Source organism: Neobacillus driksii, from assembly GCF_013409995.1.
GTDB classification, from domain to species: domain Bacteria; phylum Bacillota; class Bacilli; order Bacillales; family Cytobacillaceae; genus Neobacillus; species Neobacillus driksii.
Genome location: NZ_JACCBX010000003.1, coordinates 212,237 through 236,100, shown reverse-complemented (window position 1 = coordinate 236,100; position 23,864 = coordinate 212,237). Strand labels below are relative to the sequence as shown.

The window sequence follows — 23,864 nt, the reverse complement described above, 5'->3', positions numbered from 1 at the left end:
AATGCAGGAAAATAAAGAAGCTGTAGCTGTAATTGGTGCCGGCAGCTGGGGGACTGCACTTGCGATGGTCCTCGCAGACAATGAACATGAGGTCAGGTTATGGAGCCATAACGAATCACAAGTTCAAGAGATCAATCAGTTCCATACAAATAAGAAATACTTGCCAGAAATCAGTCTGCCTGAATTGATTGTTGGATATGCGTCATTAAGTGACGCTTTAGCAGGAATCAAAACGGTGATATTAGCGGTACCAACGAAAGCCATTCGTGAAGTACTTGGGAAAATACGTATAGTACAAAACTCACCATTGACTATTGCGCATGTTAGTAAAGGGATTGAGCCAGATTCCCTTTTAAGAATTTCAGAACTGATAGCAGAAGAAATGCCAAATGAGCTTTTAAAAGCAGTGGTAGTCCTCTCAGGTCCAAGCCACGCTGAGGAAGTTAGCCTTAGACACCCAACAACTGTGACCGTTTCGTCAGAAAATATGGCTGCGGCTGAAGAAATACAAGATTTGTTTATTAATCATAATTTTCGAGTCTATACAAATCCAGATGTTATAGGAGTGGAAATTGGCGGAGCATTAAAGAATATTATTGCGCTGGCTGCCGGAATAACGGACGGGCTGGGGTATGGTGATAATGCCAAAGCTGCTTTAATAACTCGAGGCTTAGCTGAAATCGCGCGACTTGGAACAAAAATGGGAGCTAACCCTTTAACATTTTCCGGTTTAGCGGGAATAGGGGACTTAATTGTAACTTGTACAAGTGTTCATTCGCGGAACTGGAGGGCGGGGAATCTACTTGGTAAAGGGAAAAATCTTGATGAGGTTCTCGATAATATGGGAATGGTTGTTGAAGGTGTGAGGACCACGAAAGCAGCTTATCAGCTTGCCCAAAAGTATAATGTCAGCATGCCAATCACATTTGCTCTATATGATGTTTTATTTAATGGGAAAAATGCGAAAAATGCAGTTGATGTATTAATGGCACGTGGGAAAACTCACGAAATGGAAGATTTAGTAAATATTCTTGAAGAAAGAAACCTTGAAGATTAAAAATTGTGCATTTTCACTGAAAAATAGGCATTCACCTGAGTGCGTTTCCCCACATAGTTGCATACAATGCAAGCGAAGCACACGTGTAGTATGAACCGAAATGTTTGGGTAATTTAGTCACTAAGACTGAAGTAAGGAACTCGCCCCTCTTTACTTCAGTTTTTTTATTGTTGTGGGGTGTGTTGATTTGTGCTCCACTAAGGAAAGCTGCTTTGAAAAATCCTCGCAGGGACAGGCGATCTTTGCCTGTCACGAGGCACTTCGCTTTCCGCAGGCGTTGCGGTGAGCCTCCTCGGCGCTAGCGCCTGTGGGGTCTCTCCTGCTTCGTACTCCTGCAGGAGTCTTCGTGCCTTCCGCACAAATCAACACGTTATCTAAACAAGAAATCCTTCTTTCTTTTATGTAAATAACAAAAGATTTATGAAAGCACGATCCTTATGTTATAATAGCTTTCGGAATAAAGGGGGTGTCCTGATGTCACCAGGTATGTTGAAAATGTGGATATCGATTGCAGGGATGGGACTTATGTTTCTTGCTATTTTTACAATTTATTTGAGCCGTTATAAATTAAAAGGAGTGCTAAAGTTTTTTACAGCGGTCCTTGCTTACATTTTTTTAATCATTTCGGGAATTACGTTGGTTATTGTCCTTTTTACATAAATACAGAAAAAAGAAAAATTAGGTGATTGTATGAATTGGAAGGCCATTGTGTCATTGCTAGTTCTAACTTCTTTGTTTTTAACAGGATGTATGTATCCATCTGAGAAATTAGCAGAAAATCAAATCCCTTATACAGACCAAATCGCTGCAGTTCAACAAGCGGTAAATGCTTTTAGGGAGGATAATGGTGGAATCTTGCCGATCAAAACAAGAGATGCTGTTACTCCAATCTATCAAAAATACCCAATAGATTTCAAAAAAATTGCTCCCAAATATATCTCAGAGCCCCCAGGGAACGCCTTTGAAAGCGGTGGGATCTTTCAATATGTCCTTGTAGATGTTGAAACCAACGCAACCGTAAAACTATTAGACCTGAGAATGGCTGATACCATTCGAGATATTAATTTGAGAATTAAATCCACTGGCTACCCGCCCTATAAAGAAAAACTTGCTGAAAATGTTTATACAATTGATTTTAAAGCATTGGGGTATAAGCAGGAGCCATATGCCATTAGTCCATACTCTAATCAAAATCTGCCGTTTGTAGTAACGACAGACGCAGAAGTCTACGTCGATTACCGTCTAGATTTATTTCAGGAGTTAAAGAAAAAGGACAAGAAGGTAATGCCAGGCGAGGATATTCGTAATTTTCTTGTAGAGGATTCGATGTTTGTTCCCGCCTATTCATTACCGTATACAGTGGATCCTGAGTCTAACGAACCAGTTTTTTTAAAGCAATAAGTAATATCAATAGTCATAACCCTTCTCCTTCGAAATATATTGTAGGAGAAGGGTTTTTTTTGGGCACATAAATGCCTTATTTCAATTAGGTTAAAGACATGCGGTTTAGGAGTCTCTCCCGTGTTACTTTACCATAAACCCTCATTCAATCAACTGTTCAGACACAACAGATACTAGCATATTCAAGGAATAAATAGTTAAGGGGGTAAAAATATTTTTAAAAACTGTCATAAGAATGTAGGACAACGTCATAAATATATATTGTCCAAAAATATCTTGATGGATAATATTATCCCACTTTACTCTATGATCGGGAGGGGATCACTTGGAAAAGGTTGATATTTTCAAAGATATTGCCGAAAGAACCGGCGGTGATATTTATTTAGGAGTAGTAGGTGCTGTAAGAACTGGAAAATCCACATTTATTAAGAAATTTATGGAGCTTGTGGTTTTACCCAATATAGACAATGAAGCAGAGAGATCTCGAACAGTGGATGAGCTTCCTCAAAGTGCAGCAGGGAAAACAATTATGACAACTGAGCCCAAGTTCGTTCCGAATCAAGCTGCTAGCGTTCATGTTGACGAAGGACTTAATGTTAATATTAGACTAGTTGATTGTGTCGGTTACACGGTTCCGGGTGCTAAAGGGTATGAGGATGAAAATGGTCCGAGGATGATTACGACTCCTTGGTATGAAGAGCCGATCCCATTCCATGAAGCTGCTGAAATTGGAACTAGGAAAGTCATTCAAGAGCATTCTACCATTGGTGTAGTGGTGACTACTGACGGCACAATTGGCGAAATACCAAGAAGTAATTATATCGAAGCTGAGGAAAGAGTGATAAATGAGCTTAAGGAAGTGGGCAAACCGTTTATTATGGTTGTTAACAGCGCGCAGCCATATCATCCAAGCACGGAAACACTCAGATCCAGCTTAGCAGAAAAGTATGACATTCCTGTGCTAGCAATGAGTGTGGAAAGCATGCGTGACAGTGATGTTCTTAATGTTCTTAGAGAGGCTCTTTACGAGTTCCCAGTGCTCGAGGTTAATGTTAACCTTCCTAGCTGGGTAATGGTATTGAGAGAGAATCACTGGCTGCGTGAAAGCTATCAAGAGGCAGTTAAAGAAACGGTTAAAGATATCAAGAGATTAAGAGATGTTGACAGGGTTGTGCAGCAATTCAGCGATTTTGACTACATTGAGAGGGCGGGATTAGCCGGAATTGAAATGGGTCAAGGGGTTGCGGAAATCGACTTATTTGCTCCAGACGAACTTTATGATGATATCTTAAAAGAAATCGTGGGAGTAGAAATTAGGGGTAAAGACCATCTTCTTGAACTTATGCAGGATTTTGCACATGCCAAAGCGGAATATGATCATATTTCTGATGCGTTAAGAATGGTGAAGCAAACTGGTTACGGTATTGCATCACCATCGCTTTCAGATATGAGCCTTGAAGAACCTGAAATTATCCGACAAGGAGCAAGGTTTGGAGTAAGGCTGCGAGCAGTAGCTCCATCAATCCATATGATTAAGGTGGATGTCGAATCTGAGTTTGCTCCAATAATCGGAACAGAAAAGCAAAGTGAAGAGCTGGTTCGGTACTTAATGCAGGATTTCGAGGATGATCCACTGTCCATCTGGAATTCAGATATTTTTGGACGCTCGTTAAGCTCCATCGTTAGGGAAGGTATTCAAGCAAAACTATCCCTAATGCCAGAGAATGCGAGATATAAACTAAAAGAAACATTAGAGAGAATCATAAACGAAGGATCTGGCGGTTTGATTGCAATAATACTTTAGTTCTGGAGACTCCGATTTGGAGTCTTTTTTCTATTTTTACAAAAAACAACAACCTGGTTAGTCAAAAAAAGGAGAAATTTGTAGAAATGAAGAAAAGATTACCATTATTTCATGAAATATTCTTGATAAGCGTAAATGATTGTGATAATCTTTTAACAGACTCACGTCTAGTGCTAAAACCTTTACATAATAAGGCTTTTATTAAAAAGTAGATTAAATGATCAAAAACAGTAATTTTTAATTACTTTGCCAATAAAACCGCGCTATGACGTATAGAAATAAGAAAAATTGTTTAGAAATGTAGATAGGTAATCTTATTTACGATTCTTAACTTATATTATTGGGAGGAGGTGAATAGCATGAACAAGACAGAACTAATTAACGCAGTTGCAGAAGCAAGCGAACTTTCTAAGAAAGACGCTACAAAAGCAGTTGATGCTGTTTTTGATTCAATTCTAGATGCTTTGAAAAATGGTGATAAAGTCCAATTAATCGGTTTTGGTAACTTCGAAGTACGCGAACGTGCAGCACGTAAAGGACGTAATCCTCAAACTGGTGAGGAAATCGAAATTGGTGCAAGCAAAGTTCCTGCTTTCAAACCAGGTAAAGCGCTTAAAGATGCAGTAAAATAATTACATAAATTTATTGCTTCGGCAAAAAGGTCATGGTAACACTCCATGACCTTTTTTCTATGAACTTTGAACTTGTCTAGTTCCAGCGTCTAGGGGCTCGGGTCATAAGCCGCACCCTGAAGAAGGCAAAAAATGCCTTCTTGCAGGGTTCGTCTTATGCCTGTCGCCCCTGGTCAAGCCGCTTGAACTTTTCTCTTTAACCACGGTTGTGCTAATATGTATTTGTCATATATACTTGTTTGATACATAGTAGGGGGAATAAGCATGACTGAAGTGAATCGCACGCAGATTGAGGAAGCGGTGCGTTTAATATTAACGGCGATAGGCGAAGATCCGACGAGAGAAGGTCTTCTTGATACGCCGAAACGAGTAGCAAAAATGTATGAAGAGGTTTTCAGTGGTCTGAAGGAAGATCCGAAAAAACATTTCGAAACCATATTTAGTGAAGATCATGAAGAGTTAGTTCTGGTTAAGGACATCCCATTCTATTCCATGTGTGAACATCATCTTGTACCGTTCTTTGGAAAAGCACATGTAGCATATATTCCTAAAGGCGGCCGCGTAACAGGATTAAGTAAATTAGCAAGGGCAGTGGAAGCTGTTGCAAAGAGACCTCAGCTGCAAGAGAGAATTACCTCTACCATTGCTGATAGTATGATGGAAAAATTAGACCCTCATGGAGTAATGGTGGTTGTTGAAGCGGAACATATGTGTATGACAATGCGCGGGGTAAAAAAACCTGGTTCAAAAACAGTAACAACAGCAGTTCGAGGTAATCTTGCAAATGATACCATCGCTAGATCTGAAATACTATCGTTAATTAAGAATTAATGGGGTGATACTATGGAAAAAAGACAACCACAAAATAGTGACTTTGTTGTAATAAAAGCAATTGATGATGGGGTTAATGTGATAGGTTTGACAAGAGGAACAGATACAAAATTCCATCATTCCGAAAAGCTTGATAAAGGTGAAGTATTAATCGCTCAGTTTACAGAACATACATCAGCTATTAAAATCAGGGGAAATGCAAAAATAATGACTCATTTTGGGGAAATGGAAAGTGAAATGAAGAAATAGCCTTAAATATGTTATTTAGCGGGTTTTGATATTAATCATTGTTCTTTCATTACGGCGGAAATGTATTTATTTTGTGAATTTCTGCCCATACATAAGCTTTTATGATATAATTGTCACTGCCTTGTTTTAACAAAGGATTGTCATAAATATATAATTTCGGGGAAGCAAGGGTGATTAAATTGCCAGACATTCGACAAAAGTTTACAGACATTAAGGAGCAAGTTGAGCACAAAGTATTTCATCCTTACTTGCTAAAATATATTGAAAAGCCAGTAATTGATGAAGATAAGCTGCTTATTCTCGTGTCCATTATGGATCGACTCGAATTGTCTTACAATGAGATGAAAAATTACGCGCTGACAACTATGCTTATTCAAATTGCCCTTGATACCCATGAGCATATATCTAACGCTTCAGTAGATGAGAAAAATAGACAATTAACGGTTCTAGCTGGGGATTATTATAGCGGCTTATATTATAAATTATTAGCAGAGTCCGAAGATATCAGCATGATTAAAGAACTCTCAAAAGGAATAAAAGAAATTAATGAACATAAAATTTCGATCTATCAAAGAGAACTAAATGGAATCGAAAACTTAATGACTAGTATAAAGAAAATTGAAAGCTCTTTACTCGTCAAATTCTCCGAATGTTTTAAAGTGGACTTGTGGAATGAGTTTATTGCTAATCTATTCTTTTTCAAGCGTTTACTTCATGAAAAAAGGCTTTTTATGGAGGCTGATAGCAGTTTAGTTTTCAAGACGTTGAAAGAATTGACCATAGCAAAAACACATCGCTCGATAGAAAATCTGTCAGATAAACAACAGAGTGATTTGCTTGTAATTTGTGATCGTTACCTAGATTCTTCAAAACAATTCCTCTCAAAAGGAATGAATCAGCTACCATATTTAAATGATATGCTTGAAGCTAGAATTACTTCGATCATTAATGAACATCAACCAATTGCGAAAACTTTAGTGGAAGAAGGGTAAGCATATGCAGCAATCTAAGGAACAACGTGTTCATAAGGTCTTTGAGAAAATATCCGATAACTACGATAAAATGAACTCGGTTATTAGTTTTCAACAGCACATCAAATGGCGTAAGGATACAATGAAAAGAATGAATGTCAAGCCAGGTTCGAAAGCGCTGGATGTATGTTGTGGAACAGGAGACTGGACGATTGCTTTAGCTGAAGCTGTGGGTCCTGCCGGTGAAGTTACTGGACTGGACTTTAGTCAAAATATGCTAAATGTTGGGGTTGAAAAGGTAAAAAAACTAGGCTTAAAACAAGTTAATTTAATACATGGAAACGCTATGGAACTCCCTTTCCCTGATAATAGCTTTGATTATGTAACGATTGGGTTTGGTTTAAGAAATGTACCTGATTACCTTCAGGTTTTAAAAGAAATGAATCGCGTATTAAAGCCAGGAGGGATTGCAGTTTGCCTTGAAACCTCCCAGCCTACCTTAATTGGTTATAAACAGCTTTATTATTTTTATTTCAAATTTATCATGCCGTTGTTTGGTAAGTTATTTGCTAAGAGTTATCAGGAATATGCGTGGCTCAACGAATCCGCACGTAGTTTTCCAGGTATGAAAGAATTAGCTCGAATGTTTGTGACTGCCGGATTTAAAGATGTGTTTTATAAACCATATAGCGGCGGGGCAGCGGCGGTTCATATTGGAAATAAGAAGTAATTCTTTTTTAGATTTGTAAACAGGACGAAAAGCTGGTGAATACAAATGAAATTAAAGATGATGTATTCATTTTTGAATTCAGATATTAATACAATTGAAAAAAGGTTGGAAGAGACCATCCAAGCGGATTCTCTTCTTTTGAAACGGGCTTCTTTGCACACCTTGCAGGCAGGAGGGAAAAGAATTCGGCCTGTTTTTGTTTTATTGGCGGGTAAGTTTGGACGCTACGATATTAATGTGATGAAAAACGTTGCAGTTGCTCTAGAACTCATTCATATGGCTTCCCTTGTTCATGATGATGTAATTGACGATGCGGATTTACGAAGAGGGCAGCCTACTGTTAAGGCAAAATGGGACAACAAAACGGCGATGTATACGGGCGATTTTATCTTTGCACTTTCGCTTGAGTTGATGAGTGATATTAATAAGCCTTTAGCTCATAAGATATTAGCTAATACGATTGTTGAAGTAACGGTTGGGGAGATTCAACAAATAAAAGATAAGTATCGTTTTGATCAAAATCTCAGGGACTATTTACGAAGAATCAAAAGAAAAACAGCGTTGCTAATTTCCGCAAGTTGTCAGTTGGGTGCGATTGCTGCAGATGTGGATGAGTCGATTCATAAAAAACTGTATCTATTTGGTTATTATGTCGGAATGGCATTCCAAATTACAGACGACATTTTGGATTTTACCTCTTCCGAAGAGGAGCTTGGTAAGCCTGCAGGCAGTGATTTGCTTCAAGGAAATATTACGGTGCCTGTTCTTTATGCAATGGAAAACGAAACAATTCGACACGAAATTGAAAAGGTTCATCAGAATATCGAACCAGTTCAAATACAAAGGATTATCACACTTATTAAAGAGTCTGGTGCAATTGAAAAGTCTATCGCATTAAGTGATATGTATCTAGATAAGGCACTGAGGGTGCTGGAAGATCTTCCGACTAATAAAGCCAAAAAAACACTACGGGATATCGCAAAATTTATTGGACGGCGTAAATATTAGTGAAAAGAGAGTAAAACATTTGTTTTCTCTCTTTTTATTTGCATTTTCGGCAGAATGAAGGCGCTTTCGACTTGCGAAATATTCGAAAAAATGATAACATCTTCATGGATTGTCCCACTATGGCAATTATTATACATACTATATTAGGAGTGGAATTCATGGAAAAAACATTTTTAATGGTGAAGCCTGATGGTGTACAGCGTAATTTAATCGGAGAAATCGTTGCTCGATTTGAAAAGAAGGGCTTCCAATTAGTTGGCGCTAAATTAATGAGCATCCCGACTGAACTTGCCGAGGAGCACTATGGTGAGCATAAAGAACGTCCATTCTTTGGTGAATTAGTCGACTTCATTACCTCTGGTCCTGTTTTTGCTATGGTTTGGCAAGGTGAAAATGTGATTGCTACTGCACGTCAAATGATGGGCTCTACTAATCCTAAAGATGCAGCACCAGGAACAATCCGCGGCGATTTCGGCTTAACTGTTGGTAAGAATGTTATTCACGGTTCGGATTCACCTGCAAGTGCAGAGCGTGAAATTGGATTGTTTTTTAAAGATGGCGGAGTTGTAGAATACTCAAAACTAGTTAACGAATGGATTTACTAAGTTAGATATAAGAGGCACTTGTATAGCTTATACAGGTGCCTTTTTGTATGCGTATACATTTGAAAAAATAAAAATATTTTAGAAACAATAGTGTACAAATAGAGTTTCTATTATTATCATTAGATAAATAATCATCAAGCAATTTATGCTATTTTCAGATAATTATACTAGGTTTATTAGTCTGTTTATGGTATATTTATAAAAATCCTTTAATGAGTTGAAGGGGGAAAGTGTAATGGGAATGAGATATTTAACAGCTGGAGAATCACACGGCCCACAATTAACGACAATACTAGAGGGACTTCCAGCAGGAATGCCATTAGTAGCTGAAGATATAAATACTGAGCTTGCAAGGCGGCAGCAGGGGTATGGCCGCGGCAGAAGAATGCAGATCGAAAAAGATACTGTCGAAATTTTATCAGGAGTTCGACATGGACAAACACTTGGATCTCCGATTGCTCTAGTAGTTAAGAACAATGACTGGAAGCATTGGACAAAAATTATGGGAGCAGATCCATTAGAAGAGGGACAAGAGGATGAAGTAAAACGTAAAATAACCCGGCCAAGACCTGGACATGCAGATTTGAATGGAGCAATAAAATACGGGCATAGGGATATGAGAAATGTCCTAGAGCGTTCATCTGCCCGGGAAACAACTGTAAGAGTAGCAGCAGGTGCTGTTGCGAAGCAGCTTTTAGCTTTAGTCGGCGTTACACTCGTTTCTCATGTCGTTGAGATTGGCGGTATAAAGGCAAGTGCTGACTCTAGTTTATCGATGGAAGAATTAAAACAAAGAACAGAGCTCTCACCTGTACGCTGTGCAGACCCAGAAGTAGAACAGGCCATGATGGATGCAATAGACAATGCTAAGAAGAATGGAGATTCAATCGGCGGCGTTGTTGAAGTAATCGCAGCAGGTATGCCTGCTGGGGTAGGCAGCTATGTGCAGTATGATAGAAAATTAGACTCAAAGCTGGCAGCAGCGATTGTGAGTATCAATGCATTCAAAGGAGTAGAGTTTGGCATCGGCTTTGAGGCAGCGAGAAAGCCAGGAAGTGAAGTACATGATGAGATCATTTGGGATCAAGAAAATGGTTATACTCGCAAGACAAATCGTCTAGGCGGTTTTGAAGGCGGTATGACTACGGGGATGCCAATTGTCGTGCGCGGAGTTATGAAGCCAATTCCAACCCTTTATAAGCCTCTTATGAGCGTTGATATCGATTCAAAGGAGCCATTTTCGGCAAGTGTTGAACGTTCAGACAGCTGTGCTGTTCCTGCAGCAGCAGTAGTGGCAGAAAATGTTGTTGCATGGGAACTTGCTAATTCTCTCATAGAACAATTTAATAGTGATCGCTTCGATACATTCGCAGCCGAAATTAAGCGTCAGCGTGAATACGCGAGGGAATTTTAAATGGAGACGATTCAAATTCAAACGAGCTCCAAAAGCTATAAAGTGTTTGTTGGCGAAGGTGTAAGAACTGAAATCAGCAATTTTTTGAATAATCATTTTGCAAATGTGACTAGAATACTAATTATTACAGATGAAACAGTTGCGAAAATACATCTGGATAAACTAATACCGCTCTTGTCTGAATGGAAACCGGTTATTTTTACTGCTCCTAGTGGTGAGAAGGCAAAAACATTCGAGGTATACTATGAAGCCTTATCTATGGCATTAGAAAACCGACTGGACCGTAAATCTGTTATTCTCGCACTTGGTGGTGGTGCAGTAGGGGACTTATCAGGTTTTGTTGCAGCATCTTTTATGAGGGGAATACCATTTATCCAAGTTCCCACTACCATCCTTGCTCATGATAGTGCAGTTGGCGGAAAAGTGGCCATTAATCATCCTCTAGGAAAAAATATGATTGGGGCTTTCCATCAGCCAGAGGCCGTCTTTTATGACCTTGAACTGCTCAATACGCTCCCTGAGCAAGAAATTCGTTCTGGTTTTGCAGAGGTTATTAAACATGCCCTCATTTATGATGCAGACTTTTATCAATGGTTAAAGACAGAAATCCATCATCTAAATGCATTAACCTCTGAACAATTATTTGAATCACTTACAAAAGGGATTCAAATCAAAAATGAATTTGTGTCTAAGGATGAAAAAGAGACGGGAATCCGTGCTTTCTTAAATTTTGGCCATACACTTGGACATGCGATTGAATCAGAAATGGGTTACGGTAATTTCACACACGGTGAAGCAGTAATGATTGGAATGATTTTCGCTTTAAAGCTTAGCAATGAGGTTTCAGGGCTGTCCTTTAAAACGGATGAATTTATTTCATGGGTTCAAGGACTTGGGTATCAAACAGAGATACCAGCGCAACTTTCGCCTGAGCGTTTGCTGTTAAAAATGAAGCAAGATAAAAAGTCATCCGGTGGATTAGTAAAATTTGTCTTATTAGAGCAAATTGGGCAGCCAAAACTTCAAGAGCTTTCGGATGAATTTTTATTAGCACGTATCAAGAATCTGTAAAAACAAGGGGGAGCTTTTCATGATTAGAGGGGTGAGGGGTGCAATCACCGTTGATTGCAATTCCGAAGAAGTAATCATATCAGCAACAGAAGAGCTTTTAAAACAAGTAATTGAAGGAAACAATATCCTTCCAGAACAGGTTGCTTCTGTTTTTATTTCAACTACGGATGACCTAAACGCAGCTTTCCCTGCAAGAGCACTGCGTAAATTTCCTGGCTGGACCTACGTACCGGTTATGTGTATGAGAGAATTGGCAGTACCAAATGCTCTGCCTTTATGTGTAAGAGTCATGCTGCATGTAAATACGGATGTACCACAGGAAGAGATTGTTCATGTTTATTTAGGAGGGGCTAAGGTTTTACGCCCTGATTTAGGCAATACCCTGACTAAGTAAAAGCTATAATAAATCATCAAAAGGATGGAGTGGAAATAAATGAGATGGAAAAAGCAGTTATTAACACTGACTCCATATCAGCCGGGAAAATCAATTGAGTCAGTTAAGAAACAGTACAAATTAGGCCAGATTATAAAACTTGCATCGAATGAAAATCCATTTGGATGTTCAAGTAAAGTGCATTCTGCCCTGCAAAGTCAGCAGCCAGGCTTTGCTATTTATCCAGATGGGTATGCGACCACCTTAAGGGAATCAGTAGCTTCCTTTTTAAAGGTCAACCAAGACGAACTGATATTTGGTAATGGGTCAGATAATATTATTCAAATCATCTCAAGGTCATTGCTCCACCCGGGTGCAAATACTGTGATGGCTACACCTTCCTTCTCTCAATATAAACATAACGCAGTGATAGAGGGAGCAGAGATTAGGGAAATCCCATTACTTGATGGTCAGCACGATTTAGAAAAAATGTATGCAGCGATTGATGATCATACCAATGTTGTCTGGGTTTGCAGTCCTAATAATCCGACTGGTACATACGTCTCAAAAAACAATTTAATTTCATTTTTAGATAAAGTACCAGCACATGTTTTAGTGGTGTTGGATGAAGCTTACTATGAATACGTATTTGCAGATGATTATTATAACTCAATTGAATTAACACGGACTTATTCAAATTTAATTGTATTACGAACTTTCTCAAAAATTTACGGTCTTGCCTCTCTAAGGGTTGGCTATGGTGTTGCAAATCGCTCCATTATTCAAGCTTTGGAACCTGCAAGAGAACCTTTTAATGTTAATTCATTTGGCCAGGTGGCTGCACAAGCTGCACTTGAAGATCAAGAGTTTGTCCAAAATTGTAAAGAGAAAAACAGACAAGGTTTGACTCAATTCTATGAATTCTGCGAACGACACAGTCTGAGCTATTACCCTTCTCAAACTAATTTTGTTTTAATAGATATCAAGGCCGATGCCAATCAAGGGTTTCAATATTTATTAGAAAATGGCTATATCGTTAGATCCGGTAAAGCTTTAGGATTCCCTACTTCTTTAAGAATCACAGTTGGCTCTTCTGACCAAAATGAAGGTGTACTAAATGCATTAGGAGAATTCTTGACTAAACAAAATACAGAGAAGCTCAGTAAAAACTAGGGGGACTACCAATGAAAGGCCGAGTTTTTGTTATTGGGCTTGGATTAATTGGCGGTTCTTTAGCTTTATGTATTAAGAAAGAACATAAAGATGCTATCATAATGGGCTATGATATTCATCCAGAACAAGCTAGACTTGGAAAAATGCTAGGTGTTATTGATGAAGTAGCTGACGATATCGTTGAAGGTGCTAAAACCGCTGATTTAATTATTATTTCCGCACCAGTAATCGAGACGGAAACGATTATTCAATTATTATCAGAGGAATCGTTAAATCCAGACGTAATTATTACGGACACCGGAAGTACAAAAAGTAAAATTGTTACTAATGCAGCATGCTTAAAGAAAAAAGGATACACCTTTATTGGGGGGCATCCGATGGCTGGTTCCCATAAAAGTGGTGTATCTGCCGCAAAAGAGATTCTATTTGAAAATGCCTTTTATCTATTTACCCCAGAGGATCATATTGAAAAATCAAAGGTGGAAAGATTAAAGGAATGGCTCAAAGGTACAAATGCAAAATTTTTAACTGTGACTCCTGATAACCATGATTATTTAACGGGAATTGTTAGTCATTTTCCACATATCATTGCGGCATCGATTGTCCGCCAAACAGAAAGGTTAGCGGAAGGTGAAAGTCTCATTCCACGTTTAGCTGCAGGAGGGTTTAGAGATATTACTAGAATTGCTTCGAGCAGCCCGGAAATGTGGAAGGATATATTACTGCATAATCGTGAGGTTTTGATCGAGTTAATCGATAAATGGAAGGAAGAAATGGATTGGGTAAAGGTGTTGCTTGAGCAAGAAAATAGTGAGGGGATTTTGAGCTATTTTCAGCAGGCAAAGCAGTACCGAGATGGTCTCCCGGTTAGAGAAAAGGGAGCTATTCCTGCATTTTACGATTTATTTGTCGACGTTCCAGATTATCCAGGTGTTATTTCAGAGGTTACAGGTTACTTAGCAAAAGAAAATATTAGTATTACAAACATCCGCATACTAGAAACTAGAGAAGACGAAATTTATGGAGTACTTGTCATTAGTTTTCAAACCGAAGAGGACCGCAGGCGGGCAGAAAGATGTATTCATACCTGTTCTAGCTATGCTACCTCGATTGGAACATAATTTGATTTGAATATAGGTGATGAAATGGAATTAATAGCATTACAGCCAACATTGAATGGTTTAAAGGGCAGTATAGAAATACCTGGAGATAAATCAATTTCACATCGTTCTGTTATGTTTGGTTCTATTGCCCAAGGTGTAACAAGGGTAACAAACTTCCTGCCGGGCGATGATTGTTTAAGTACCATTTCTTGTTTCCGAAAGTTAGGAGTCGTAATTGAAGAAAATGAAGAAGGTCTAACGATTTACGGGAATGGATTTGATGGTTTACAAGAACCTAATGAACTATTGGATGTTGGAAATTCCGGAACAACCATTCGACTATTATTAGGAATTTTAGCGGGAAGACCATTCTTCTCATCACTAATTGGTGATCAGTCAATTGGAAAAAGACCGATGACTAGGGTAACGGAGCCTTTAAGAACGATGGGGGCGAAGATTGACGGCAGAAAAAATGGAGAATTTACTCCACTTAGTATTCGTGGTGGAAAATTAAATCCTATTAACTATAACATGCCAGTAGCAAGTGCTCAGGTAAAATCCGCTTTAATCCTTGCTGGCCTTCAAGCTGAGGGAGAAACGACTATAATTGAAAAAGCTGAATCACGTGATCATACAGAAAGAATGATTCGTAAATTTGGCGGGGAAGTCGGGAAGGATAATCGAAAAATTACAGTAAAAGGAGGTCAAAAGCTTATTGCTTCTGACATTCTTGTACCTGGAGATATTTCGTCTGCAGCGTTTTTCCTTGTTGCAGGTGCAATTGTGGAAGGTAGTGAAATTCTCTTAAAAAATGTGGGTCTAAATCCGACTAGAACGGGAATCATTGAGATCATGAATCAAATGGGAGCTAATTTAGAAATTCATAACAATGATGAAAATTCCTTTGAACCAGCTGGTGATATTACCATTAAAACTTCAAGGCTAAGAGGTACTGTTGTTGAGGGGGATGTTATTCCGAGATTAATTGATGAAATTCCAATCATTGCCTTATTAGCGACACAAGCTGAAGGAACAACAATCATTAAAGATGCATCGGAGCTTAAAGTCAAAGAAACAAACCGAATTGATACCGTCGTTCGAGAATTAACAAAGCTGGGTGCTTCCATAGAAGCAACTGATGATGGAATGATTATTCATGGCGGTACTGCCCTAAGAGGTGGGAAAGTATCCAGTCATGGTGACCATAGAATTGGAATGATGCTTGCAATTGCCTCCTTAATTTGTAAGGACCAAGTAGAGCTAGAAGATCCCGAGGCCATCTCAGTTTCTTATCCGAATTTCTTTAATCATCTAAATAGCCTAAAAAACTAAAGCTGCCTTCGCGCAGCTTTTTTAAGTCTATATTTTCCTGTCATAGTTTTAAAGATGGACTCATAGCTTGTCTTAAGAAGGAAAGCTGTGAAAAGGGTGGTAGGATGGGTTATATCATTGAAAATGCTAATATCTTAAAGGAGACGAAACTTACAAAATCATCACTGCTGATTGAGGGAAATCATATTGCAGCAAAGAAAGAACATATACATCATAATAAACTTATAAAAATGAATGCAGAATCATATATCATGACCCCATCTTATGTACTTTTAGACACAAGAGTACCTCTTAACACTTCCTTTCAGGAATTTCGAAAATACATGGTTGAAAACTTTCTTTTGAAAGGATGTACCACATTACTTACCTACAGTTCAATAACATACGAAAATGAATTAGCAGAAAAGATAAAAGAAACGAAAACGGCTCTCATTAGCAGTCCTATCGATTTTCTCATTGGTGTAAATATTCCACTGCGTCTTTTAACTCCATCATTTATCAGAAAATGTAAGAAAGAAAAAATTCCTGCCATTTTTATCGATGTAGGGGACCTTGATGAACTAACCAACATTCCATGGGGGTGGATTAGAGAGGCACTTTTTCCTTATAACTGTCCAATTGTTCCATTAATTTCCAATCATTTCAAGAAGGATGCAAGAAGGGCTTTGTCGAAATGGAAGGATATAATGGAAAATGAAAAAATTCCTGCCATCCTTGACGAATTGAAAGAGAATCAGCCATTGTCCGTTCCAGTACTAAATAAGCTCGGTTTATATCCGCAAAAGGCAAGTTTATTGCATGGAGCAGAAGTAAGCTATAATCTATACCTTAAAGCTAGAGAAATCATCAATGTTGATGAAGTTGAATTATTTCATTATCATAGTGATAGACTTCTAGTTACAGTCAATAAGGGAAAAGTAGTTCGTGCAGGAGAAGAGGTTTTATTTAAACCTGGATATGGAGAATATGTTAGGGTGCGAATCCCATCTTATTTTGCGTTATAGTTAATTAAGGGAACCGAGAGGAAAGAGATAATGGACAGAGTGAATAAAATTATTACAATGTTGGAAAACGGCCAACATAATGAGGCCATAAATGAATATAATGTTGTATTAACCAAAGGTCAGCCCGATGAAAAATTCCTTCTTGCTGAAGAAATGTTCCAATTTGGATTTTTAGCTGAATCAAAGGCACTGGTTGAAAACCTATTAACCATTTATCCTGAAGAGGGTGAACTGCTCGTCTTACTCGGCGAAATATTAGTCGATGCAGGCGATGAGGAACAAGCAATTCTTGAATTAGAAAAGATCTCTGAACATGACCCCAGCTTTGGACAATCTCTCTTGCTGTTAGCAGATTTATATCAAGTTCAAGGTTTATATGAAGTATGTGAAAGAAAACTGCTGCAAGCAAAGGATTTATTGCCAGATGAGGTTATCATTGATTTTGCTCTTGGTGAGCTCTATAGTGACCAAGGTGAAGTAACGAAGGCTCTGAAATCATATGAGGCTGTGTTAAAGGAGCAGCAAGAGATTGCAGGAGTAAGTATTTACCAACGAATGGCGGAGCTTTTAAGTGCCTCTGGAGAATTTGAAGAAGCTCTATTCTATTATGACAAGGCTATTGATCAGAAATTAGAGATTAATACACTATTTGGTTATGCCTTTACAGCACTTCAAGCAGGATATAATCGGACTGCCATTGAAAAGTTCGAGGAATTAAAAGGGCTGGACCCAGAATACCATTCCCTATATCTACATCTTGCAAAAGCATATGAACGGGAAGAAGAACTTGAAAATAGCTTAAAGGTAATACAAGAAGGAATTAAGCAGGATGAATTTAATAAGGATTTATTTTTCTTTGGCGGCAAGATTGCCATTAAGCTCGCACAACCGGAGCTTGCCGAACGATACTTCCGTGAGGCACTTGCATTAGACCCAGGATTTACTGAAGCAGCATTAACTTTAAATAAGCTCTTCTTTCAGCAAGAGAGGTATGAAGCCGTAATCGATTTGATTTCACAGCTTGACTTCATAGAAGATGAGGAACCCCAGCTCTTATGGGATGCAGCATTAGCATACGATAAGTTAGAGGAATATTCCGATGCATTAGACAAATATAAAATTGCATATACTTTTTTTAAGAATAATGAAGCATTTTTGAACGATTATGGTTATTTTTTAATTGAGGAAGGAAAAATCGACCTTGCTGCCGAAATTTTTAAACAGTTACAAAAAGGTGATCCAACAAATGGAGAGTATGCTGATTTGCTTGACCGTCTAATTAGTAGAGAGAACTAATAAAAAGCTGAATATACAGAGGAGGGAAACTATCATATGGCAACCCCTGTTTCTGTCAACGAGAAAAAGGACTTTATTCGCTGGTTTTTAAATCATTATCAATTAAAACGAAGAGAGTGTGTTTGGATTCTTAATTATTTAATGAGTCACGACCAATTAATGGAGAAGGTCCATTTTGTAGAGCAAGCACAGTATTGTCCGCGTGGTTTAATTATGTCCACTCACTGCGTTGATAAGGTACCATTTCGCTTTTATAAAGAGAATGTTATGACAACTGATGCTGAAAAATCCTTTCATGATATTCGCTTAAATCGTGATGAAGATATTTTTATTCAATTAAACTTTCATGCATCGAATCAAGCGCACCAATACGCTGCTGTATTAGAGGAAAACCCATTTGTTCCGAAACACCTTCAAGTAAATGAAAAAGACGGAATCATTGCAGAACAATTTTTGCAAAACAGCATTGAACGTTTTCAACGCGAGAAGCTGCTTCAATTAATTGATGAAGCCCTTGATAAGCAGGATAAAACAGCCTTTCGTGCCTTAACAGAAAAGCTAAATCAACTTAAAGAAGCAGAACAAAATGGAAGCTTGCGATAAGCAAGCTTCCATTTTGTTTGTTTACTGAATTTTTTCTCTCTTTTCCTTTTATGTTTTATAAAAAAAAATGATATGATGGAACTAATGGTGAAGAAAAGGGAGGTGTGTATAAATGAAGTGGGTATCAAAGGATATAGAAATATATTTAACTGCAAAAGAATACGTGGATACCGCAGTAATCCCATTGTATTCTGTTTCATTTGGAAATGAAATGAAACAATCTGCATCAAACGCAGAATTTATTACGTTACTAACGAATTACCTGGAGAGACAATTTACTGGAAGACTGATGTTGGTTCCTCCATATACATACTTAAAAAGTGATCAGTATGAGGATATAATAAATGGATTGAAGAAATGGGAAGAGAATATTGATAAAGAACAGTTTAAACATATATTTTACATAACGTCTGAGATTGATTGGAAGAACTTTGAGGACGAGCTTAAAGGTTCATTAATTTGGCTTCCATCTCTGCCGCTGGAGCATTTGAATGAATCACAAAGGATTTCAATGGTTGAAAGTCAAGTAAAGCAGCTCCAGTCCCTTTTTACGCAAAAGTGGCATGAAAATTTGTAATTCTTTGCTGATTAACATGTTTTTAAAATAGTATGATATTGACCTAGGATAAAGATTGATATATCATGGTTATGTCCTAGTTTTATATGTGTTTAATTTATGTCCGATGGACTTAACTTGTGAATAGAGGGGGGATAAGCATGAGTAAGCATCGCGTATCAAGAAGACAATTTTTAAGCTATACTTTGACAGGTGTAGGGGGTTTTATGGCAGCAGGTATGTTAATGCCAATGGTTCGTTTCGCCATTGATCCTGTATTAAAGGCCGAAGCAGGTGGAGATTTTATTGCAACTCCATTGAAAATTAAAGACATCACTACAGAACCACAAAGAGTCGATTTCACGTTTGAGCAAAAGGATGCTTGGTATACTTCAGACGTTACTAATACGGCATGGGTTTATAAGGATGAACAGGATAACATTGTTGCCCTATCTCCAGTTTGTAAACACTTAGGTTGTACTGTTGGTTGGGCATCAAGTGAAGACCATCCGGATCAATTCTTCTGTCCATGTCACTTTGGGCGGTATACAAAGGATGGAACAAACGTAAAAGGTACTCCACCACTAGCACCACTTGATGTGTATCCAATTCAAGAAAAAGACGGTTTACTTTACTTAGGCAAAGCTGAACCACGGACAAAGGAGGCGTAATCATTGTTAAACAAAATTTACGATTGGGTAGATGAACGTTTAGATATTACGCCTTTGTGGCGCGATATCGCAGATCATGAAGTCCCTGAGCATGTAAATCCAGCGCACCATTTCTCTGCGTTCGTTTATTGCTTTGGCGGTCTAACGTTTTTTGTTACGGTTATTCAAATTCTTTCTGGTATGTTCTTAACGATGTATTATGTGCCAGATATTAAAAACGCGTGGGAATCTGTTTTCTACCTTCAAAATGAAGTAGCTTTCGGACAAATCGTACGCGGTATGCACCACTGGGGTGCGAGTTTAGTTATTGTAATGATGTTCTTACATACATTACGCGTTTTCTTCCAAGGCGCATACAAAAAACCACGTGAACTTAACTGGATTGTTGGAGTTCTCATTTTCTTCATCATGCTGGCTTTAGGTTTAACTGGTTATTTACTACCTTGGGATATGAAAGCGTTGTTCGCAACAAAGGTTACGCTTCAAATTATTGAAGCAGTTCCGTTTATTGGTGTTTACCTTAAAACGCTACTATCGGGTCATGAGACTATTGTTGGTGCTCAAACCCTTACTCGTTTCTTTGCGATTCACGTGTTCTTCTTACCTGCTGCTTTATTTGCTTTAATGGCAGCACATTTCATGATGATTCGTAAACAGGGTATATCAGGACCACTTTAATACTATTTGATACCCAAATACTTTTTTAGCTTAATTTACGAATAAAGGAGGGGGATTGTTCGATGCATCGCGGTAAAGGAATGAAATTCGTAGGTGACTCACGTGTTTTGGCACCTGAGGCCCGTACGAGTAAAAATATTCCAAAAGATTACTCAGAATACCCTGGTAAAACAGAGGCATTTTGGCCTAACTTCCTTTTGAAAGAATGGTTGGTAGGGGCAGTATTTCTTGTCGGCTTTTTATGTTTAACTGTTGCACATCCGAGTCCACTTGAAAGGATTGCGGATCCATCAGATACAGGTTATGTACCAATGCCAGACTGGTATTTCTTATTCTTATACCAATTATTAAAGTATGAATTCGCAGCAGGACCTTATACAGTAATTGGAGCAATGGTTATCCCAGGACTAGCATTTGGAGCATTATTACTAGCACCGTTCATCGATCGTGGACCTGAACGTCGTCCAAGTAAACGTCCATTAGCAACTGCTTTTATGCTGTTAGCGTTGGCTGCAATTACATTTTTAACATGGCAAGGTGCTTCTACTCATGACTGGGAAGCAGCAAAGGAATATGGTAAAATTGTTGCTGATGTTGAAATTGATAAGACATCTGAAGAATATAAAATTGCTTCCGAAAATACATGTATCACTTGTCATGGAGACAGCTTCCAAGGTGGAGCTGGTGCCCCAACCTTAATAGAAACAGGTCTTTCTGCTGAGGAAATTGCGACCATTGCAAAAGAAGGTAGAGGATCAATGCCTGCAGGTGTCTTTAAGGGTGATGACGATCAGCTTAAAAAGCTATCTGAATACATCGCAAACTTAGGGAAATAATAAATGATTGTATAAAAGCTGACGGATTTTCGTCAGCTTTTATTATTAATAAGTGGAAAAGAGGAATCGTATTGAAATGGTTATATCCTCTGTTGGCTAACAGGTCATTTTTATGGCTTTTACTTATCGTTAATATTGCAGGAACAGTCTATGGGTATGTGTGGTATGGGTGGCAATTAAAAGAAACTCCTTCTATTTTCCTTATTTTTGTTCCGGACAGCCCTACAGCTAGTTTGTTTTTTGTTTTTGTAATCATGGCGTTCCTGTTAAAAAAGAACGTGCCGTTAATTGAAGCCCTTGCGATTGTTACATTGTTTAAGTATGGCATCTGGGCTGTAGTCATGAATCTACTAGTTTTCAATGTTCAAGGCGAGCTGGATTGGGTAGGAGTTATGTTGATTTTTTCTCATTTTGCCATGGCAGTTCAAGCATTATTGTATTCTCCCTTTTATCGGTTTAAATGGTGGCACCTCATAGTAACGTCGATATGGACACTTCACAATGATGTCATCGACTATGTTTTTTTCATGCTCCCGAGATACCATATGTTAAATGAATTCACACCTCAAATTGGTTATTTTACCTTTTGGCTATCGATGTTATCAGTAGGAATCGGTTACTATTTAGTGATACGCCCGAATCGTTTTAAACTTACAATTTAAAAACTAGATTTAAAATAGTTTTTTGATAGGATAAAAGATGGTCTAACCTTGTCCACCCCCTCATACATTTTAATAGTAATGATAGGGGGGACAAGGTTTGAAGTATAAAATGGTTCTAATATTCTTAATTGTCATTATGCTAACTCCCATGACGGTAAGTGCGCATGAGCACACGCCGATAGAGAAGCTTGATAATATCTCTGATGAAGCACTTCAAATGATAAAATTTCAGAGATATGATGATGGAAAAAAACTTTTGAGTTATTTTTCAGAACAATTTACTGATATTTCCAACAAAGAACATCCTTTTACAAGGGATGAATTAAGGATCATTACCGTTTCTCATGACGAGGCAATGGAGGCGGCAGCAAGCCCAAGTATGGAATATGAGGAAAGAGTCCAAAGACTTACGAAGTTTCGTTTAGTCGTTGATGCTATTGCTACTAGTCATCAACCATTATGGACTGAAATGAAGAATCAAATTTTAACGGCATTCCAGGACGCTAAGGAAGCCGCAAGTACAGGCGATACCGCACATTTTCACTCAAATTTCAATAATTTTATGGCCTTATACAACGTTATTTATCCAAGTATGAAAATTGACGTTTCAGCAGAAAATATTCAAAGAATTGACGCTCGTATCAATTTTATTGATGAATATCGCTCTGAGGTTGTAAATAATGTCAAAAGCCAACAGGAATTAGAAGGACTTGAAATGGATTTAAAGAATCTTTTTGAAAACATGGATGAGGATGAAGCAGACCCATCTCTTTGGTGGGTGATTATTTCAACAGGAAGCATAATCATTTTAACGCTTTCTTATGTAGGTTGGAGAAAATATCAGGGTGAAAAGGATATGCGAAAAAACCGTTCTAGAGTTCATAAGGATTAAGTTGAACTTCGCAAAGATGATTACACCGTTAGAAGTACTGGAGGTTCAAAATGGGATTTTTAATTTACTTTCTTATCGTTATGTTGGTACCCCTTTGGGCTCAATTTAGAGTGAAGGGGACTTTTGTCAAATATTCTCGTGTACAGAATACAAGCTATCGGACAGGAGCAGAGGTAGCAAGAGACGTACTTAATGCAAACGGATTGTTAAATGTTGGAGTTGAAGAGGGAAGAGGATTTTTAAGTGATCACTATGACCCGAGAACGAAAACAGTAAGGTTATCCCCTGAAAATTATCGTGGTCATTCCATCGCTTCTACTGCCATCGCAGCGCATGAGTGCGGGCATGCAATACAAGACGCACAGCGATATGCATTTTTACGCTTTCGTCATGCTTTAGTTCCTGTAGCAAATATTGGTTCTAACTTTTCTTGGATACTTGTTCTAATTGGGATATTTTTTCAAATGAGCGGGCTGTTGTTAGCTGGTATTGTGTTTATGGCAGCGGCCGTACTTTTCCAAGTTATTACGTTGCCAGTTGAATTTAATGCCTCTAATCGGGCAATGGACCAAGTCGTGTCTTTAGGATTAATTCGCAATGAAGAAGAGCGGAATGCAAGAAAGGTTTTAAACGCAGCTGCATTAACATATGTAGCAGCGGCTGCTGTAGCTGTTTTGGAGTTATTAAGGCTAGTCCTTATTTTTACGGGAATGAATAGAAGTAATGAATAAAGCAATGTCCAGAAGGACATTGCTTTTCTAGCTGTCTAGCGCAAGCGGCCTAGGGGCTCGGGGTCATAAGCATGTCTAGTTGCGGCTCCTTGGGACGAAGGCATAAGCCTCCACATTTCAGACAATCCGTCAAGAAGGTTAAAAAGCAATCTTCTCGCCAGCTCGTCTTATGCCTGTCGCC

General features: G+C 38.3%; 27 protein-coding genes. All 27 read left to right on the top strand.

Translation table 11 applies throughout. The features are described from left to right. Position 1 precedes the first annotated feature (1 nt). The 27 genes from F4694_RS07440 (at position 2) to F4694_RS07310 (ending at position 23,683) form a co-directional block, all read left to right on the top strand. A complete protein-coding gene (locus tag F4694_RS07440; protein ID WP_179596424.1) occupies positions 2 to 1,057 on the top strand; it encodes an NAD(P)H-dependent glycerol-3-phosphate dehydrogenase in 1,056 nt (351 codons plus the stop codon). Positions 1,058 to 1,531: 474 nt separating this feature from the next. Next, positions 1,532 to 1,717 carry a DUF2768 domain-containing protein gene (locus tag F4694_RS07435; RefSeq protein ID WP_179596422.1) on the top strand — a complete coding sequence of 62 codons (186 nt, stop codon included), beginning with the start codon at positions 1,532 to 1,534 and terminating at the stop codon, positions 1,715 to 1,717. A gap of 30 nt (positions 1,718 to 1,747) precedes the next feature. Further along, on the top strand, positions 1,748 to 2,458 hold the full coding sequence (locus F4694_RS07430) for a hypothetical protein (RefSeq protein ID WP_179596420.1): 711 nt from the start codon (positions 1,748 to 1,750) through the stop codon (positions 2,456 to 2,458). Positions 2,459 to 2,783: 325 nt separating this feature from the next. Beyond that, on the top strand, positions 2,784 to 4,262 hold the full coding sequence (gene spoIVA, locus F4694_RS07425; RefSeq protein WP_179596418.1) for a stage IV sporulation protein A: 1,479 nt from the start codon (positions 2,784 to 2,786) through the stop codon (positions 4,260 to 4,262). Positions 4,263 to 4,621: 359 nt separating this feature from the next. Beyond that, complete coding sequence (hbs, locus tag F4694_RS07420; RefSeq protein ID WP_034676225.1) at positions 4,622 to 4,894, top strand: non-specific DNA-binding protein Hbs; 273 nt, start codon at positions 4,622 to 4,624, stop codon at positions 4,892 to 4,894. 264 nt (positions 4,895 to 5,158) lie between these two features. Continuing rightward, the gene (gene folE, locus F4694_RS07415; protein WP_179596416.1) at positions 5,159 to 5,725 is read left to right on the top strand and encodes a GTP cyclohydrolase I FolE; all 567 of its coding nucleotides are present in this window, start codon (positions 5,159 to 5,161) and stop codon (positions 5,723 to 5,725) included. Positions 5,726 to 5,737: 12 nt separating this feature from the next. Then, a complete protein-coding gene (gene mtrB, locus F4694_RS07410; RefSeq protein ID WP_179596414.1) occupies positions 5,738 to 5,974 on the top strand; it encodes a trp RNA-binding attenuation protein MtrB in 237 nt (78 codons plus the stop codon). A gap of 170 nt (positions 5,975 to 6,144) precedes the next feature. After that, positions 6,145 to 6,966: a heptaprenyl diphosphate synthase component 1 gene (locus F4694_RS07405; RefSeq protein WP_308806316.1), complete on the top strand. Its 822-nt coding sequence runs from the start codon at positions 6,145 to 6,147 to the stop codon at positions 6,964 to 6,966. A 4-nt stretch (positions 6,967 to 6,970) separates the two neighbouring features. Further along, positions 6,971 to 7,675: a demethylmenaquinone methyltransferase gene (locus F4694_RS07400; protein ID WP_179596410.1), complete on the top strand. Its 705-nt coding sequence runs from the start codon at positions 6,971 to 6,973 to the stop codon at positions 7,673 to 7,675. Between the two features lie 45 nt (positions 7,676 to 7,720). Then, complete coding sequence (gene hepT, locus F4694_RS07395) at positions 7,721 to 8,683, top strand: heptaprenyl diphosphate synthase component II (RefSeq protein ID WP_179596408.1); 963 nt, start codon at positions 7,721 to 7,723, stop codon at positions 8,681 to 8,683. Positions 8,684 to 8,841: 158 nt separating this feature from the next. Beyond that, a complete protein-coding gene (gene ndk / locus F4694_RS07390; protein WP_179596406.1) occupies positions 8,842 to 9,288 on the top strand; it encodes a nucleoside-diphosphate kinase in 447 nt (148 codons plus the stop codon). Positions 9,289 to 9,529: 241 nt separating this feature from the next. Beyond that, the gene (gene aroC / locus F4694_RS07385; RefSeq protein ID WP_179597089.1) at positions 9,530 to 10,702 is read left to right on the top strand and encodes a chorismate synthase; all 1,173 of its coding nucleotides are present in this window, start codon (positions 9,530 to 9,532) and stop codon (positions 10,700 to 10,702) included. Beyond that, complete coding sequence (aroB, locus tag F4694_RS07380; RefSeq protein ID WP_179596405.1) at positions 10,703 to 11,773, top strand: 3-dehydroquinate synthase; 1,071 nt, start codon at positions 10,703 to 10,705, stop codon at positions 11,771 to 11,773. A gap of 19 nt (positions 11,774 to 11,792) precedes the next feature. After that, positions 11,793 to 12,167 (top strand): chorismate mutase, encoded by a 375-nt coding sequence (aroH, locus tag F4694_RS07375; protein WP_179596402.1) that lies wholly within the window; start codon positions 11,793 to 11,795, stop codon positions 12,165 to 12,167. 39 nt (positions 12,168 to 12,206) lie between these two features. Then, positions 12,207 to 13,319 (top strand): histidinol-phosphate transaminase, encoded by a 1,113-nt coding sequence (gene hisC / locus F4694_RS07370; protein ID WP_179596400.1) that lies wholly within the window; start codon positions 12,207 to 12,209, stop codon positions 13,317 to 13,319. Between the two features lie 11 nt (positions 13,320 to 13,330). Next, positions 13,331 to 14,440, top strand: a complete 1,110-nt coding sequence (locus F4694_RS07365; RefSeq protein WP_179596398.1) for a prephenate dehydrogenase — start codon at positions 13,331 to 13,333, stop codon at positions 14,438 to 14,440. Positions 14,441 to 14,464: 24 nt separating this feature from the next. Next, on the top strand, positions 14,465 to 15,754 hold the full coding sequence (gene aroA, locus F4694_RS07360) for a 3-phosphoshikimate 1-carboxyvinyltransferase (protein WP_179596396.1): 1,290 nt from the start codon (positions 14,465 to 14,467) through the stop codon (positions 15,752 to 15,754). Positions 15,755 to 15,858: 104 nt separating this feature from the next. Further along, positions 15,859 to 16,758 (top strand): hypothetical protein, encoded by a 900-nt coding sequence (locus F4694_RS07355; RefSeq protein ID WP_179596394.1) that lies wholly within the window; start codon positions 15,859 to 15,861, stop codon positions 16,756 to 16,758. A gap of 30 nt (positions 16,759 to 16,788) precedes the next feature. Beyond that, positions 16,789 to 18,054 (top strand): tetratricopeptide repeat protein, encoded by a 1,266-nt coding sequence (locus F4694_RS07350; RefSeq protein ID WP_179596392.1) that lies wholly within the window; start codon positions 16,789 to 16,791, stop codon positions 18,052 to 18,054. Positions 18,055 to 18,090: 36 nt separating this feature from the next. Continuing rightward, a complete protein-coding gene (locus F4694_RS07345; RefSeq protein ID WP_179596390.1) occupies positions 18,091 to 18,657 on the top strand; it encodes a ReoY family proteolytic degradation factor in 567 nt (188 codons plus the stop codon). Between the two features lie 112 nt (positions 18,658 to 18,769). Beyond that, positions 18,770 to 19,234 carry a YpiF family protein gene (locus F4694_RS07340; RefSeq protein WP_179596387.1) on the top strand — a complete coding sequence of 155 codons (465 nt, stop codon included), beginning with the start codon at positions 18,770 to 18,772 and terminating at the stop codon, positions 19,232 to 19,234. A 140-nt stretch (positions 19,235 to 19,374) separates the two neighbouring features. Next, on the top strand, positions 19,375 to 19,884 hold the full coding sequence (locus F4694_RS07335; protein WP_218895561.1) for a QcrA and Rieske domain-containing protein: 510 nt from the start codon (positions 19,375 to 19,377) through the stop codon (positions 19,882 to 19,884). Positions 19,885 to 19,887: 3 nt separating this feature from the next. After that, complete coding sequence (gene qcrB, locus F4694_RS07330) at positions 19,888 to 20,562, top strand: menaquinol-cytochrome c reductase cytochrome b subunit (protein WP_179596385.1); 675 nt, start codon at positions 19,888 to 19,890, stop codon at positions 20,560 to 20,562. A gap of 62 nt (positions 20,563 to 20,624) precedes the next feature. Continuing rightward, on the top strand, positions 20,625 to 21,398 hold the full coding sequence (locus tag F4694_RS07325; protein ID WP_179596383.1) for a menaquinol-cytochrome c reductase cytochrome b/c subunit: 774 nt from the start codon (positions 20,625 to 20,627) through the stop codon (positions 21,396 to 21,398). Between the two features lie 71 nt (positions 21,399 to 21,469). Further along, positions 21,470 to 22,060, top strand: a complete 591-nt coding sequence (gene lhaT, locus F4694_RS07320) for a lipoprotein heptaprenylglyceryl N-acetyltransferase LhaT (RefSeq protein ID WP_179596381.1) — start codon at positions 21,470 to 21,472, stop codon at positions 22,058 to 22,060. Between the two features lie 97 nt (positions 22,061 to 22,157). Further along, positions 22,158 to 22,952, top strand: a complete 795-nt coding sequence (ypjB, locus tag F4694_RS07315) for a sporulation protein YpjB (protein ID WP_257029169.1) — start codon at positions 22,158 to 22,160, stop codon at positions 22,950 to 22,952. Between the two features lie 50 nt (positions 22,953 to 23,002). Beyond that, positions 23,003 to 23,683: a zinc metallopeptidase gene (locus F4694_RS07310; RefSeq protein ID WP_179596379.1), complete on the top strand. Its 681-nt coding sequence runs from the start codon at positions 23,003 to 23,005 to the stop codon at positions 23,681 to 23,683. The last annotated feature ends 181 nt before the right edge of the window (positions 23,684 to 23,864 follow it).